The organism is Bryocella sp., from assembly GCF_058498515.1.
The window spans coordinates 55,257-69,501 of the sequence record NZ_JBMHYI010000047.1; the positions used below are offsets into that span (position 1 = coordinate 55,257).

Sequence of the window (14,245 nt, forward strand, 5' to 3'; positions counted from 1 at the left end):
TTTGCCGCCATGTAGGGCGAGGCTCAGCCCATCGCCAACTGGACGAGCAGCACGACGTTGAGCGCAACGATGATGCTGGCGACCGTCCAGCCTGCAATGCTCGTGCGCAAGGAGCTGGCAAACTCGCCCCCCATCACGTCACGCCGTGCCGTGAGCAGCAACAGCGGGATGAGCGCGGCGGGCAACGTGAAGCTGAGCAGCACCTGCGAGTCGTTGAGGATGCGCAGCGGATCCCAGCCGACGGCCATGACGATGAGCGCGGGAACCACCGTGATGAAACGGCGCAGGAAGATGGGGAACTTGATCTCGAGGAAGCCTTCGATGATGACCTGCCCGGCCATTACGCCGACGGTGGAACTCGACAGCCCCGAGCAGAGCAACGCGACGGCGAAGACTATCGCGGCGCCACGGCCCAACAGCGGCGCGAGGGTGTGGAAAGCGTCCTGGATGGTGGGAGAGTAGCTTGGGCCATGGAACATGGCGACGGCGGCCATGACGATCATCGCGGAGTTGATGATCCAGGCTCCGTTCATCGCGACGAAGACGTCCACCAGCTCGTAGCGGAGGTACTCGCGGACGATGGCGGGGACGATGCGCTTGGGCGGCGGCGGGGCGAGCTGCTTGAGCCGTGGCTGCACCAGTGCGGAATGCAGGTAGATGACATGCGGCATCACGGTTGCGCCCAACATGCCGACGGCGGCGTAGACGCTCTCCTTCATCGCGCCGTGCTGGAAGGTGGGGATCAGCGTGTGGTAGAAGGCTTTCTGCCAGTCGGGGTGGACGAGGAAGACCTCGAAGCCGTAGCACAGGCCGATGACGCCGACGAAGCCCATGATGCCGCGCTCCAGCCACTGGTAGCCGGCGAGATCGAGCGCGAGGATGGCAAAGACCAACGCAGTGGCGATGGCCGCCGAGACAAATAGTGCAACCGTGTGGCTGAGGCCGTGCGCGAGCAGCGCAGGGCCGATGAGCAGGTCGAGCCCCATGGCCGCGCCCAGGAACTCAGCGAGATCGGTGGCGACGGCGGAGATCTCCGCGCAGATCCAGAGCGCAACGCTGGTGCGCCTGGAGAAGTGCTTGCGGCAGTTCTGCGGCAGCGTGCGGCCGGTGACGATGCCCAGCTTGGCGCTGAGGTACTGGATGAGGATCGCCATGGCGTTCGACCACAGCAGCACCCAGAGCAGGCGATAGCCGAACTGGCTGCCGCCGAGGATGTTGGTGGAGAAGTTGCCGGGATCGATGTACGCGACGGAGGCCACGAAGGCGGGGCCGAAGTAGCTCCACATCTGGTCGCGACGAAAGCCGGGGATCTTCTGACCGGGCTTAACAGCCGGGACCAGCCCGGAGGATCCGACGGCCGCGGTCGCGGGCGAAAGCACCGCGTCCCGCGACGCGGCGTCAGACACACTGCTCCCCGGTTGAGCGGCCTCCTCGGGCCGCGGATCTGATTCCGCCATGACTGGTTAGTGTACAGGCCGGGCGATTGCCGGACGGTGACGACTTAGAGCGTTTCTCCTGTGGGTGTCCTTCGGGGGCTCGATTCCCATGGGCGTCTTCCCAAAAGAAGACGCCGCCGAACGCTACTTCCGGGATGCCCCTCAACAGGGGAAACGCTCTAGATGCCGGTCGACCCGAAGCCTCCCGCGCCGCGCAGGGTGCCGTCGATCTCGTGGGTCTCCTCGAAGACTGCCTGGATGCGCTCCACGATGCGGAGCTGCGCGATGCGGTGGCCGGGCTCGATGACGAACGGCAGCGCGGAGAGGTTGCTGACGATGATCTTGAGCTCACCGCGATAGCCAGGATCGATGACGCCGGCGAGCGTGGTGATGCCCTTGACGGCGAGGCCGGAGCGGTCCTCGACCAGGGCGCCGTGGGTGGAGGGAAACTCGAACGCGAGCCCGGTACGGATGAGGGCGGTGGAGCCCTGGTGGCCTGCGGCGGCGAGGGTTGCGGGCTCGGCGGCGAAGAGGTCGGCAGCGAGATCGCCGTAGTCCCCCACATGGGCATAGCGTGGCACCTGCGCGTCGGGCAGCAGGCGCTGCACTCGGATGCGAGGGGTGGGCTTCTCGGTGGGCGTGACTTCGCTCATGGTTGTTCCTTCCGGTTGATGCGGCGGCTTTATGAGATCCACTTCAGCAGGCGAATGACGCCCATGGGCGCGGCTTTGGAGTGTGCAGAGACGTCGCTGCGACCGTGAATCTGGCGGCGGTTGTCGCGGTAGTAGAGGAAGGCGCGCAGCATCATCTGCTCGTTGGTGAGCGTGGGCTGCCAGCCAAGTTCGCGCTTGATGCGGGTGGTGTCGAACTCGAAGGACTTCGAGATCATGCGGTAGTGGTACGGCCCCAGCGGCGAGACGCCAAGCCTGTGCGCGAGCTGCATGAGCGCGAGCGTGGGAGCTTCGGGCAGCGTGGCCACGCGCGATTTCGTTCCCGCCTGGTGGATGACGCCCTCGTACATCGCGGCCATGGTGGGTACGTCGTCGCTGCCGATGTTGAAGGTGGCCGAGCCGCTGTAGTTGAGGCACATCAGGCAGGCCTGGGTGAGGTCTTCCGCGGCGATGAACTGATAGCGGTTGTGGCCCCCGCCGACCACCCAGACCTTCTTGCCGTCCTCGATGAACTCGAAGAGGATGGCGAGCAGGCCGAGGCGGCCCGAGGAGATGATGGTCGGGCAACGGATGATGACGACCTGCAGCTCCGGGTGCTCGGCGTGAATGCGCTGGAGCTCGAGCTCGGCCTGCTGCTTGGACTGACCGTAGACCTCGATGGGCGCGGGCGCGTCGTCCTCGGTCACGGGACGGTCGAAGCCTTCGGCCCAGAGGCAGTTGGTGGAGGTGAAGATGAGCTTGTGGCAACCGGCGCGAAGAGCGGCTTCGGCGACGAGACGCGTGCCGTCGACGTTCGAGGTCCAGAGCTCGCGCTCATCCTTGATATCGTGCGCGAGCATCGCCGCGACGTGGTACACGGCGACGAATGTGTGCTCGGTGAAGAGGCGCGCGAGGAGAGCTTGATCGCGGATGTCGCCCTGCACGCTGGTGAGTGCGGGATGCTTGTCTTCGTCCGCGACGAGATCGATGTTGGTCACGGCGAAGCCTTCGTCGAGGAGCCGCCGCTTGAGAATGCCTCCGAAGAATCCGGAGCCGCCGGTCACCAGAATCTCCAGCCGTACTTGTGTTTCAGCCATCACCTTATTGACCATACCCGATCAGTGTCCGCGGAGCGGAAGAGGTAGACGGCGAGCACGGCCATCAGTGGCTCGATGGGATGGCGGAAACGCGGCTGTACAGTGACGGCGTAGTAGACCGCGGGCGTGAGCGCGAAGATCATCGCGAAGAGCCACGCACCGGGCACGTGGCGGCGCAACATCAACAGGAGGCCTAGCACGCCGCAGACGCTGATGAAGCTATAGTGCAGCTGGCGGAGGTACTCGCTGGCGGGATGCTTCTCTTCGGCGTGCGGCGTGCCGGCCCAGAAGCACTGCACGCGTAGGGCGGTCCAACGCCAGAACTGGGCGGGGTTGGCGGCGATGCGCTGCTTGCCGAGCTCGCCCATGTGCTTGGAGTAGGCGATCTCGCCGACGCGGACGTACTCGCGGAACTCGGGCGCACCGGGCCACAGCGGCATGGACGTACCCCAGGGCAGGCCGTTGTTGACCTCGAGGGTGCTCTGGTAGAGCTCCACGCCAAAGTTGCTGCGCGTGGGCACGAAGGCATGCAGCGTGCGCTGGTTGCGCACGATCCACGGTGTGATAACGGCGAGCATCACGAGGCCGCAGAGAGCGGCGTTGGCGATGCTCTTTGCGAACGAGCCAGAGAAGAAGCCTTCGCTACGACGCGGCCAAAGGAGCCATGCGATCTCAGCGAAGAGCGCCAGCAGAAGTGAAGGATTGAGCAGCGTGATGAGTCCCCAGAGCAGGCCTAGCGCGGCCCAGCGGAGCATTGCGTTGCGGCCGTCAAGTCGCGCATCGCGATTGAGGTTGAAGTCCAGCAGCGCGGCGGGAACCTCGCCGACGCCGCGCAGACGCAGCACGAGCACGAGGGTCCAGGTGAAGAAGAGCGTCGTCAGCGACATCTCCCAGAGCCAGTGCACGGCGTACTGCATGGCTGCGGGATGCACCGCCCAGATCCACGCGGACCACAGCGCGACGGGTGCAGCCTGCTTCGACGCGCGGCGGGCGAGTCCGCGGGCATCGAAGCAGCGCGCGGCGATCTCGTAGACCAGCGGCGCGATGGCCGCGGAGGCGACGCTGTTGACGACCATCAGCGCGAATGCGGAGGAGTTCGTATAGACGCCGAAGATTTTGAAGACTCCAGCTATGAGCAAGGGATAGAGCGGTGGCAGCCAGGCCGTCGGGCCGGAGGGGCCGTTGAAGGGATTGCCGTAGCCGTGGCCTTCAACGATTGACTTGGCGATGCGTCCGGCCTCGAAGCCGAAGTCGAAGTGATGGTCGTTGAGGCGGATCTTGTAGGTATGGCCGATCAGGATGGTCGCAAGCCGCAGCGCGAGGCCTACCCAGAAGATGGTCTGCGGGGCTCGGAACTGTGCCCCCGAACGGGGCCGCGCTGTTGAGACCTGTGTAACTTGCTGCATCGCCGGGTTCAGTTTATCCCGCGCGCATCTTCAAACTGCGAACGCTGTGTTCGCGGAGGGGCGCGGCGTTGAGCAGCGACTTACCCCTTACCCCGGCCATCCACACCCGGGACTCGCAACTACGGGCTCCAACAGTTGCGCTAGGCTCTTCTTGATGGCAACCCACAATCGGCCCAAGCTCCTGATAATCTCAACCGCGCTGGCCGGCCTGCTGGCGTGTGCGGTGCTGTTGCCGCTGCTGGGGCATCATCCGCTGGCGGAGTGGGACGAAGGCATCTATGCGGAGGTCGCGAGAGAGATGCTGCGGAGCCCGCACCGGCAGGGCGGGTGGCTGGTGCCGCATTGGAACTTCGTGCCGTGGATGGAGAAGCCGCCGCTCTCGATGTGGCTTACGGCAGCGTTTTATCAGGTGTTTGGCGTCAGCGAGCTTTGGGCGCGTATGGCTTCGGCGCTGGCCGGTGTGGCCACGGTTGCCGTGCTGCATGCGTGGATGGCACGCCGCCTGGGGCTGCTCGCGGCGTGGCTCTCCAGTGTCTTTCTGCTGGCGAGCTTTGGCTTTCAGCATGCTGCACGCACGGGCGAGACGGATGTGCTGCTGGCGCTGTTCCTTCTGTTCGCGTTGATGGGCCTGGCTCGGCTAAGCGCAGGAGAACGGCACGGATGGCTGATGTTCTGGGTGGGCTTCGCGCTGGCGCTGATGACGAAGGGCGCGGCGAGCCTGATCCTGCTTCCGGTCGCGCTTACGTGGCTTGTGTTGGATCGCGCGTCCCTCCAAGAAGCACGGCGCGGTACTCGGGGCAGCTTCTTCGCGGGGCTCGCGCTGTTTCTTGCTATCACCGTGCCTTGGCACGCGTATATGCTGGCACACTTCGGACGCGAGTTCGTGCATGTGTATCTCGGCTGGCAGGTGATGGATCGCGCGACGCACGCGATCGAGGGGCACATCACTCACGGCTGGTACTACCTCTGGGTGCTGCTGGTATCGGTACCGCTGATCTCGCTGCTGTATCCGTCCGCGATGGTTGCTTCCTGGCGTAACGAGAGACTGCGCGTGCTGCGGCCGTTTGCGGTCTTCGCTGTGCTCGACCTGGTGCTGTTCTCGCTGGTTCGCACGCGGCTGCCGCACTACCTCTGCCCGGCATATGCTCCGCTGTCGGCGCTGGCGGGGGCTTTTGTCGCGAAGGAGATGGTGCCGCGCCTGATGCCGAAGCCAAGCGTTACGAAAGCCGCAGCGTTTGCAGGGGCCGCGGTCGTCCTCTTTGCCGGAGCGACCGCGCTCACCGCGCACGCACGCCGCGAGCTTCACTCCCCCAGGCTGGCCGACGGCGCGCTGGCTCCGGATGATCGCGAATCGTCGGTGCTACTCAAGCGGGCCTTTGCGGCTGGAGATTCGCCGGCGGCGCAAGTTGCTGGTCCACTGCTGCTGTGGCGTGCGGGGCGGTTCGTGCCCATCTGCAGCTCGATCTTCTACTCGCATCGTGTGGTGCAGCAGGTGGCGCTGGGTGGACCGGACGCGGCGCCAGCGCTGAATCCCTACAGCTACAATCCGGAGCCGATCGAAAGCGCAGTCACCGACGGCCCGCGACTGCTGTTGGTGGAGTCGAGCCTGCTGGCGCAACTCCCAGCGGACCTGCAGTTTACGCCGCTGGAGCAGGGGCAGACGCTGCAGCTGGGAGTCATCCAACACAGGACGGAATCAGCAGTTTCGGGGAAGAAAGGTTGACCCCGAGGGGCGATTCCCGGTACACTCATCTAGTTTGGCGATGCAGCCTGTGTCTCTGGCTGCAGGGCCGGTATGCGTAGGGCGTGTGCGAGAAGCATGACTGCCCGCCTCCTGCCGGTCGGGATGCCAGTCTGGACTTTCATCCGGGCTTTCGCCTCCTGACACACAAGATTCCAGGAATTCCTTGGAAAGACACGAGCCGCGGCGGACGCCGTGTGCTGTTTTGAGGTTCACCATGTACGCAGTGATTCGCACCGGCGGTAAGCAGTACCGCGTATCCCCCGGCGACAAAATTCGCATTGAGAAGACCGAGCACCAGGATGGTGCGCTTGAGTTCTCCGACGTCCTCGCCGTCTCCGGCGAAGAGGGCAAGTTTGAGCAGGAGCTCTCTGGCGCCAAGATCCTCGCTTCGGTCGTCGAAGAGGGCCGCGGCAACAAGATCCTGGTCTTCCACTACAAGCGCAAGAAGCAGTACAAGAAGCTGCAGGGCCACCGCCAGGACTTCGTGACCGTCAAGATCAACGAGATCCAGGTGAACGGCAAGAGCTTCAAGCCCGAAGCCAAGTAAGCTCTCGGCAGGCTCTCGCGAGCCGACAAATTTTGTAGCGCCCGCGCAGGAGCAGGCGCGAAAGAGGCAAATCGAATGGCACATAAAAAAGGTCTTGGCTCTTCCAAAAACGGCCGCGACTCGAACGCCCAGCGACTCGGCGTCAAGAAGTTTTCGGGTGAGGTCGTCACCGGCGGCAGCATCCTCGTCCGCCAGCGCGGCACACCGCTGAAGCCCGGCAAGAACGTCGGCCGCGGCTGCGACGACACCCTCTTCGCGAAGGTGTCGGGCGTGGTCAAGTTCCAGGACCGCGGACAGCACGGCCGCTTCGTCCACATCGTTGTGGCTGAAGCCGCTCCAGTTGCGGCCCAGGCGTAAGTCTCTCCACACTTCTCAAGATCAGAAGGCCCTGCTTCGGCAGGGCCTTCGTGTTTCTGTTGGACATTGCGCTAGTGGAGTTTCGCGATCTTTCCCTTTACCTTCGACTCCCATTCCTCGCGGGCGTCGGGATCCATCTTCTGGATCTTGGGGAGCGCTCGCTCGTAGGCCTGTCTCGCTTCGGCGTCATGATGCGTGGCGGCCAGAGCGTCACCGTAGGTGACCTCCGGCCAGACGTCGCCGGGAGCGGTCTTTGCGGCGATTTCGGCTTCCGTGAGTGCGGTGCCTAAGTCCTTCTTGCCGGTCGCGTTCTGTGCGGCGACGACGTGGCCCATCGCGCTGTCGAGCGGGACATCGAACGGGCCGTTGTAAACGAAGACGCCATCCTGAATGAAGGCCACGGGCTTTGCCTGCTCGAAGACCTTGTAGGGATTGAGCACGCCGGAGCCGAACTCGAAGCCGTTGAGGCTGCCGGCGCTGACGAAGACGGGTCCCTCGATGTGGGGTGGCACGTCGTACGAGGTCCCGGCCCAGAGCGTGTCGATGGTGTTCATCGACTTGCAGGGGATGCCGTAATCCTTCGGCAGCAGCAGCGGATCGGCGAAGTAGACGAACCAGCACTGATGGATGTTGTGCGTGCGCGTGTACGTTTCCACGGCGACGAGCTGCTGCGCCCAGTCGGTGTTGGAGTCCGAGAGATACTTGTAAGTCTGGCTCGGCCCTCCCCAGGCTTCGTTGGCGTAGGCCATGTAGTTGGGGCTGCATGCGATGGACGTGGTGGCCTGCGCAAGGAGCAGCACAATGGCAACGATCTGCCACGCGCGGCTCTGCTCGAAGAGCGAGGCCAGCGTGGCGCCGCAGAGCACGCAGCCGAAGACATACACCGGCAGAACGTGGCGCGCGCCGATGTTGAGGTGCGAGGTCATCGCAACGAGGAAGTAGATGCCCGCTGGAAGGATGAGGAAGATGAGTTGCATGCGGCCACGCAGCCAGCCGCAGGCCATGGCGAAGACGCTGAGCGCGAGCAGGACGAGCATCGCGAGCGTCATCTTGATGAAGATGAGCACAGGGAAGTATTGCCACACGCCATGCGCGTACACGTGGCCGAAGAAGTAACTCGGCATGCCGTTGGCCATGCGGCGCACGTCGGCGAGACCATAGAGATAGCTCTCCGGAAGGAGATGAAGGCGCGCGAGCAGAAGGATGCCCTGGGCTTCCATGGGCGCGAGTGGCTTCACGTAGTCTGCGAGCGTTGGATCGAGTGCGAGCCCTGCAGGACGTGCGTTGTAGTGGAAACCATACCAGGCCCACAGCACGAGAAGCGCAACGGCTGCGATGCCGCCGAGGGCAGCGGCGACGCGAGTTGCTTCGCGCAGCAAGTGCTTCGGCTTGTCGGAGGGATGGGATTGCAGGCGCTCGAGGACGACCACCACCGCGAGTGCGAGCAACATGGGGACAAGGAGAATCGTGGAGTGCTTGGCCGCTAGCGAGAGGCCGGCGGCTAGGCCGGTAACGAGGAGCCGCACCGTTGTGGGCCACCGCATCCATCGCCAGAAGGCATATACCGTGGCGAGCATGGTGGCACTGGCGGCCATGTCTGTCGTGACGTATGCCGAGTGCGCGAGCACGGTGGGATCGAAGACGAAGACGGCGAGCGCGCACAGGCCGGCGAGGGGAGAGAACATCTCGCGCGCCGCGCAGAAGACGACCATGGCACCGAAGAGGCCGAAGAGCATGGCGAAGAGGCGCACGCGCAGCGTAAGGTCGCGGACCTCGTAGTGGCCGCCGCTGGCCGCGCCGTTGCGGAACAGCATCTCGCGGCCATCAAGATAGGCTTCGAGCTTGAAGTCGCGACCCTGCAGCTGCGGCACCTTCAGCGGCAGCGCCAGCAGCGGCAGCGTGGCCACCATCTTCACCATCGGTGGGTGCTCGGGATTCAGGCCGTAGTCATGGGTCTTCCACTGCGAGTAGCCCGCGAAGATATGGTCGCCCTCATCCCACGTGAGCGACTGACCACGAATGGCATGCACCACCTGCGCGACATAGACGAGCAGCAGGAGGGCCGCGACGAGCGCGACCCAGCCCTGCGATAAAGACAAGCGTTTTACTTGGCGGGCGAAAGTTACTGCCCCTGATCCTTGTTCTGTTCCAACGGCCACTTGGGACGCTCCATGACAAACTGGTCGCGCGTGCGGCAGTAGCCTCCGGCTCCGGCCATGCGTCCGATCAGCTTCAGTTTGTCGGGATCAATATACAGCCGCTGGAGGTTGGCGAAAGCATCGGTGCGGATGGCGGCGTGGACCACCTCGCCGATGACCATAACGTTTGCGCCGAGCTCAATCTCTTTGTAGAGCTTGCACTCGAACGCGATGGGCGAAGCTGCGATGCGTGGGATATCGACGACCTTGGAGGGCGTCATCTCGAGACCAGCTAGCTTGGTCTCATCGATGCCTTCGGGAGCGTCGATGGAGGTGATGTTCATCTGCTCTGCGACCTCCTCAGAGACGAGGTTGACGACGAACTCGCCGCACGCACGCACATTGAAGAGCGTGTCCTTCCAGTGCCTGACGCCATAAGCCGAGACGGAAAACATGATCAGCGGCGGGGCGGAACCGATGGCGTTGAAGAATGAGAACGGCGCCGCATTCACCGTGCCTTCGGCGTTGCGCGAGACCACCCACGCGATGGGGCGCGGCATGACCGTGCTGGCGAGGATCTTGTAACGGTCGCTGCCGGGCAGCGTCGTGAAATCGAACTCTTCAAAGGTATCCAATGCTCACTCCTGAGCCGCACGAGCAGCTCGATTGCTTCAGGGTATCCAGAACCGGTGGGGGTGCGTAGAAGACACGCACCGCGAAACGAACCATGCTGTAGAGCGACGAGGTTCCCAGGTGACGAGGTACGAGGAAGAAATCTGATCTACCTCACACCTACAGCTCTTGCTACCATCGGCTTGCCCTTCTCGTTCCATGCGAGCCTGGCCATGGGCGTGTGGTGGTCGTGGGGAAAGAGCACGAGCCAGTCTTGGCTGATGGCGGACTTGAGGAAGCGCTTGCGCTGCTCGATGCAGGTCAGCGGGTCGAGGTCGTAGCCCATGACCCAGGTGGCATCGAGGTGGTGGCTCGTGGGGCAGAGGTCGCCCATGAAGCAGGCGTGCTCGCCGCCGGACTGAATGTGCACGGCGAGCATGGTTGCGGTGTGGCCGGGGAAACGCTCGACGCGAATGCCTGGCACGATCTCGAGGCTGGTCTGGATGGGAACGGGCGGGAGTTCGTCGCCGCTCGCGTCGATGCCGCGCAGGCGCTTGTCCTCGGGTGAGAAGCCGTCGATGCCATCGGGGTCGATGAGCGTGAGCTGGCGGCTGACGATCAGCGGATCATAGTTGGGGCCGAGATAGCTGACGCGATCGCGATCGAGCTGCAGGCGGCCGTGCGCGAGCTCGCCCGCGGCGGCGAAGTAGCGTGCGTTGGGGAAAGTGGGGCGCACGATGCCATCGGTATCCAGCGTGGTGTTCCAGCCGCAGTGGTCGAAGTGCAGATGGGTGTTGATGACGTGCGTGACCTCGTCGAGCTGAAGACCGGCAGCGGCGTAGGAGTCCATCAGCCGCTCGTGGTTCTGGTGGATCTCGCGCAACTTCGGAGGCAGCTTGTTGCCCACGCCGGTCTCGATGACGACGACCGTCGAGCCGGTCCTCACGACCGCGGAGTTGAGCCCGAGCAGAACGCAGTTGTTCTCATCGGCCGGCATGCGGCGCGACCAGAGCGTCTTCGGCACGACGCCGAACATGGCGCCGCCATCGAGCAGGAGCGGGCCATCGCTGCAGATCGTGAGGTCGAAGTCTCCGAAGGAGCGGTGGGCGCGGACCAGGTCGGCGTCGCGTTCGGTGGCGGCAGGATGCATCGGGAACAGTCTACCGGGACAGCTGACCGCAAACGAGACCGCCGCCTCGAGGGCGGCGGTCTCTGGATGGAATGCGTGCGTTTCGAGCGTGTGTCTAGGCGTCGGTAGTGGAAGAGGGGGCGCTTAGCGCCACGGCCTCGGCCTCAGTGCCTGTGGCCTGTGTTTCAGCAATCAGCTCGGTGGGAATCGCGATGGGAGCTTCAAGGGTGAGCTCGACCCCTTGCTCCGCCAGGGCCTGGTCGAGCGCGGCGTTGGCCTGCGCTTCCATGGCTCCGGGGACGTCCATGGTGGCAACGGCTGCGACAGCGGCGGGAACTCGTTTGAGCTGGAAACAGGAACGGCAGAGGACAGGGCGGCCCTGCGTCGGCTTGAAGGGAACCGTTGTCTCGATCCCGCAGGAGGAGCAGTTGGTGCGGGTCTCGGTGCGGGAGAGGGGAAGGGTGGCGGAGCCGGCGGCAGTGCTTCGTCCGAGGCCGGCACGCTTGGCCTTGCAGAGTTTGCAGCGCTTGGGATCGTTTTTGAACTGCTTGTCCGCGAAGAACAACTGTTCGCCTGCAGTAAAGACGAAGTCGTTGCCACAATCAGCGCATTTCAGAACACGGTCGGCGAATTGCATTGGGGCCTTCTCCCACCTTGCGGGATAGGGCTGAAATCGCGTCCGGCACGCAACCCTTGCGCTCCGGCTGAGCGGGTTCAAGCCTGATGGTACGAATGAACTCGGGCCCGACTAAACTCCGGTGCGGTTTCCGGAGTTAAAGCCGAAGGAGTTCCCTTGCGGTGAACTCCTCCGGTGACTTGCATTGGACTGGCCGGCTGCGGAATCTCTTCCACGGGCCGGCGAACAACTAGTCCTGTTCCTTACGAACCTTCTTGCGGTTGCGCTTGCGTGCAAGAGCTTCCTTGACGCGCTTCTTCTCGCCCGGCTTCAGGTAGAAGGAGTGGCGCTTGACCTCTTTGATGATGTCTTCGGTCTGCACTTTGCGCTTGAAGCGACGGAGTGCGTTCTCGAGGGGCTCGCCCTCCTGAACTCGAACTTCGGCCACGTAGATACACCTCCAAACCCGCCTGAGTGGCTCAAGATAGGATACCGCCTCGCGACCTCGATCCAAAGAAAAAACGGCGTGAGCGGCATAGTTTTGCGTGGGATCGACCCGTCGCATCCCTCCCGATTGCGTCGTACTCTGAGCCCCCAAAATCAAGGACTTACCGGGGGAACGGATTGCCAGTCTGGGTTAACGTTTGACGGGCATGGAAAGTTGCTTGATGTCGCATGATTGGGCCTGTGCAGTATGCTCGGGATCATGCCCGGCCGTACCCCTTCGCTCTTCGCTTCCAGCTCCTCGAGCCCATTGAACTCCTCCGGCTCTTCCGCCGCCTCTTCGGGCTGGGTGACCGCCAACACTGACGGTGGCGCGCGAGGCAATCCAGGCCCGGCGGGCTACGGCGTCGTGGTGGAGGACGAGAGCGGCCAGCGGCTCGCCGAGCTGAGCGAGTTCATCGGCCACAAGACCAACAACGTCGCCGAATACTCCGCCCTGATCGCCGCGCTGGAGTGGGCAGAGGCCAATGGGCAGAGCAAGTTACGTGTCATCTCCGACTCCGAGCTGATGGTGAAGCAGATCCAGGGCAAGTACAAGGTGAACTCCCCGGACTTGCGCCCGATGTGGGAGGATGCGCACCGCCGCATCGCCCGGCTGGACAAGTTCGAGATCCAGCACGCCCTGCGCCACAAGAACAAAGTGGCCGACGGCCTGGCCAACCGCGCGATGGATCGTGGCATGGGCCGTAGTCCCGAGGCCGAAACGCCTGCAGCTGCTCCCGCGCGTGCAGCTGCGCCTCTCCGGACAGCAGCTCCTTCCGCAGTCCGCCCAGCTCCAACGCAGACTCACCTGGCTCCTCAGCCCGGCAAACCGACGATGTTGCGCGGCTTTGTGCGCGATGGCGTCGTCCACCTGCTGGGCGGCGCGACGCTTCCCAACGGTATGTTCGTCAAGGTGATCCCGGAGGAGTAACGCCTGCTCGCCCTGCGCCCAAACCGAGGCCACACAAACCGTACGCCGCAGCCCGCATCCAAACGGGGCAGGATGAGTGGCGAAAGAAGAAAGACGGGCCAGCCTCTGGCCCTGGGGATTGGCGTTGCGGTGGTTCTCACGGTCGTGTCGGCCACCGGTTCCGGGCATGTACAGGCTGCGAAGCAGGCAACAGACCCGAGCGCGGTGCAAGCGGTCCGGGCCGCGGTGGAATCCGAGCTCGCCGCCAGCGCCACCGATCACACGGCCTGGGCGTATCGCGACCATGACCGGACGCCGTCCAAGGACGCCATCTACCAGACCATCGAGACGCCGCAGGGCAGTCTGCGGCGGATGATCGAGCTGAGCGGCAACCCCCTGAACGACGCGCAGACGCAGGCCGAGACCCAGCGCATCGTGCAGTTCGTCAACAGCCCCGCCGAGCAGGCCAAGGCTCGCCGCAACGACCAGCACGACGATGCGCAGGCCCGCGCCATGCTGAAGATGCTGCCCAACGCCTTCGTGTGGACCATCGCCAGCCAGGACGGGGACGCGATTACGCTGACCTTCCGCCCCAATCCCGACTTCAACCCGCCCGACATGCAGGCCCGCGTGATGGGCAACATGGCAGGGGCCATGGTCATTGTGAAGAACGGCAACCGCATCCGCACCCTGAAGGGCGCGCTCTCCAGCGATGTGAACATTGGTTGGGGACTGCTGGGCAAGCTGAACGAGGGTGGCACGTTCGACATCGAGCGGAGGCTGGTCGGCAATGGCCATTGGCAGATCACCGAGACGCATGTGCACATCGGCGGGCACGCGCTGCTGTTTCACGCCATCGGGCAGCAGGAAGACGAGGAGAAGAGCGAGTGGAAGCAGGCCACCGAACCAACCCTGGCCGACGCCGCTCGCGCGCTGCATGCCATGTAGCAGCGGCTCACGCCGTTCGCCGGCTACGCCTCTGGTAGCCACTGGAGCGGTTGGCGCTTCGTGGTAGCGATATTTTGGCGGGATACGATTTCTGGGCGGAGATCGCACACGACCGGCGATGGCCGCATCTGCAGTACCTAGAGGCGCTGAGCTTAAATTTGCGCATCGC

At 64.1% G+C, this 14,245-nt stretch carries 14 protein-coding genes; 5 read left to right on the top strand and 9 right to left on the bottom strand.

The features are described from left to right. Positions 1 to 23: 23 nt before the first annotated feature. The 4 genes from AC5E6W_RS13560 to AC5E6W_RS13575 form a co-directional block, all read right to left on the bottom strand. Complete coding sequence (locus AC5E6W_RS13560; RefSeq protein WP_491752849.1) at positions 24 to 1,406, bottom strand: Nramp family divalent metal transporter; 1,383 nt, start codon at positions 1,404 to 1,406, stop codon at positions 24 to 26. A gap of 209 nt (positions 1,407 to 1,615) precedes the next feature. After that, positions 1,616 to 2,089, bottom strand: coding sequence for a dUTP diphosphatase (gene dut / locus AC5E6W_RS13565; RefSeq protein WP_491752850.1), 474 nt, complete (start codon positions 2,087 to 2,089; stop codon positions 1,616 to 1,618). A gap of 29 nt (positions 2,090 to 2,118) precedes the next feature. Continuing rightward, complete coding sequence (locus tag AC5E6W_RS13570) at positions 2,119 to 3,183, bottom strand: NAD-dependent epimerase/dehydratase family protein (protein ID WP_491752851.1); 1,065 nt, start codon at positions 3,181 to 3,183, stop codon at positions 2,119 to 2,121. Beyond that, positions 3,183 to 4,589: a glycosyltransferase family protein gene (locus tag AC5E6W_RS13575; RefSeq protein ID WP_491752852.1), complete on the bottom strand. Its 1,407-nt coding sequence runs from the start codon at positions 4,587 to 4,589 to the stop codon at positions 3,183 to 3,185. The genes AC5E6W_RS13570 and AC5E6W_RS13575 overlap by 1 nt, the downstream gene beginning before the upstream one ends. A 154-nt stretch (positions 4,590 to 4,743) precedes the next feature. Here AC5E6W_RS13575 and AC5E6W_RS13580 point away from each other — a divergent pair, with 154 nt between their 5' ends. The 3 genes from AC5E6W_RS13580 (at position 4,744) to rpmA (ending at position 7,237) form a co-directional block, all read left to right on the top strand. Then, a complete protein-coding gene (locus tag AC5E6W_RS13580; protein ID WP_491752853.1) occupies positions 4,744 to 6,312 on the top strand; it encodes an ArnT family glycosyltransferase in 1,569 nt (522 codons plus the stop codon). Between the two features lie 235 nt (positions 6,313 to 6,547). Beyond that, positions 6,548 to 6,880, top strand: coding sequence for a 50S ribosomal protein L21 (rplU, locus tag AC5E6W_RS13585; RefSeq protein WP_491752854.1), 333 nt, complete (start codon positions 6,548 to 6,550; stop codon positions 6,878 to 6,880). Between the two features lie 75 nt (positions 6,881 to 6,955). After that, entirely contained in the window at positions 6,956 to 7,237 is a 282-nt protein-coding gene (rpmA, locus tag AC5E6W_RS13590; RefSeq protein WP_491752855.1) for a 50S ribosomal protein L27, read from the top strand. 71 nt (positions 7,238 to 7,308) lie between these two features. On the opposite strand, the gene AC5E6W_RS13595 is transcribed toward rpmA, so the two are convergent. The 5 genes from AC5E6W_RS13595 to rpsU all read right to left on the bottom strand — a co-directional run bounded on the left by AC5E6W_RS13595 (position 7,309) and on the right by rpsU (position 12,180). Next, the gene (locus tag AC5E6W_RS13595; RefSeq protein ID WP_491752856.1) at positions 7,309 to 9,336 is read right to left on the bottom strand and encodes an ArnT family glycosyltransferase; all 2,028 of its coding nucleotides are present in this window, start codon (positions 9,334 to 9,336) and stop codon (positions 7,309 to 7,311) included. Positions 9,337 to 9,359: 23 nt separating this feature from the next. Beyond that, positions 9,360 to 10,010, bottom strand: a complete 651-nt coding sequence (locus AC5E6W_RS13600; protein ID WP_491752857.1) for a flavin reductase family protein — start codon at positions 10,008 to 10,010, stop codon at positions 9,360 to 9,362. Between the two features lie 146 nt (positions 10,011 to 10,156). Next, positions 10,157 to 11,137 carry an MBL fold metallo-hydrolase gene (locus AC5E6W_RS13605; RefSeq protein ID WP_491752858.1) on the bottom strand — a complete coding sequence of 327 codons (981 nt, stop codon included), beginning with the start codon at positions 11,135 to 11,137 and terminating at the stop codon, positions 10,157 to 10,159. A gap of 94 nt (positions 11,138 to 11,231) precedes the next feature. Next, positions 11,232 to 11,753, bottom strand: a complete 522-nt coding sequence (locus tag AC5E6W_RS13610) for a zinc-ribbon domain containing protein (protein ID WP_491752859.1) — start codon at positions 11,751 to 11,753, stop codon at positions 11,232 to 11,234. Positions 11,754 to 11,982: 229 nt separating this feature from the next. Continuing rightward, entirely contained in the window at positions 11,983 to 12,180 is a 198-nt protein-coding gene (gene rpsU / locus AC5E6W_RS13615; RefSeq protein WP_014267628.1) for a 30S ribosomal protein S21, read from the bottom strand. Between the two features lie 258 nt (positions 12,181 to 12,438). Between rpsU and AC5E6W_RS13620 the strand changes: the two genes are divergently transcribed. Both AC5E6W_RS13620 and AC5E6W_RS13625 read left to right on the top strand, forming a co-directional pair. Then, positions 12,439 to 13,149 carry a ribonuclease HI family protein gene (locus AC5E6W_RS13620; RefSeq protein ID WP_491752860.1) on the top strand — a complete coding sequence of 237 codons (711 nt, stop codon included), beginning with the start codon at positions 12,439 to 12,441 and terminating at the stop codon, positions 13,147 to 13,149. A 72-nt stretch (positions 13,150 to 13,221) separates the two neighbouring features. Next, positions 13,222 to 14,076 carry a hypothetical protein gene (locus AC5E6W_RS13625; protein WP_491752861.1) on the top strand — a complete coding sequence of 285 codons (855 nt, stop codon included), beginning with the start codon at positions 13,222 to 13,224 and terminating at the stop codon, positions 14,074 to 14,076. Positions 14,077 to 14,245 lie beyond the last annotated feature (169 nt).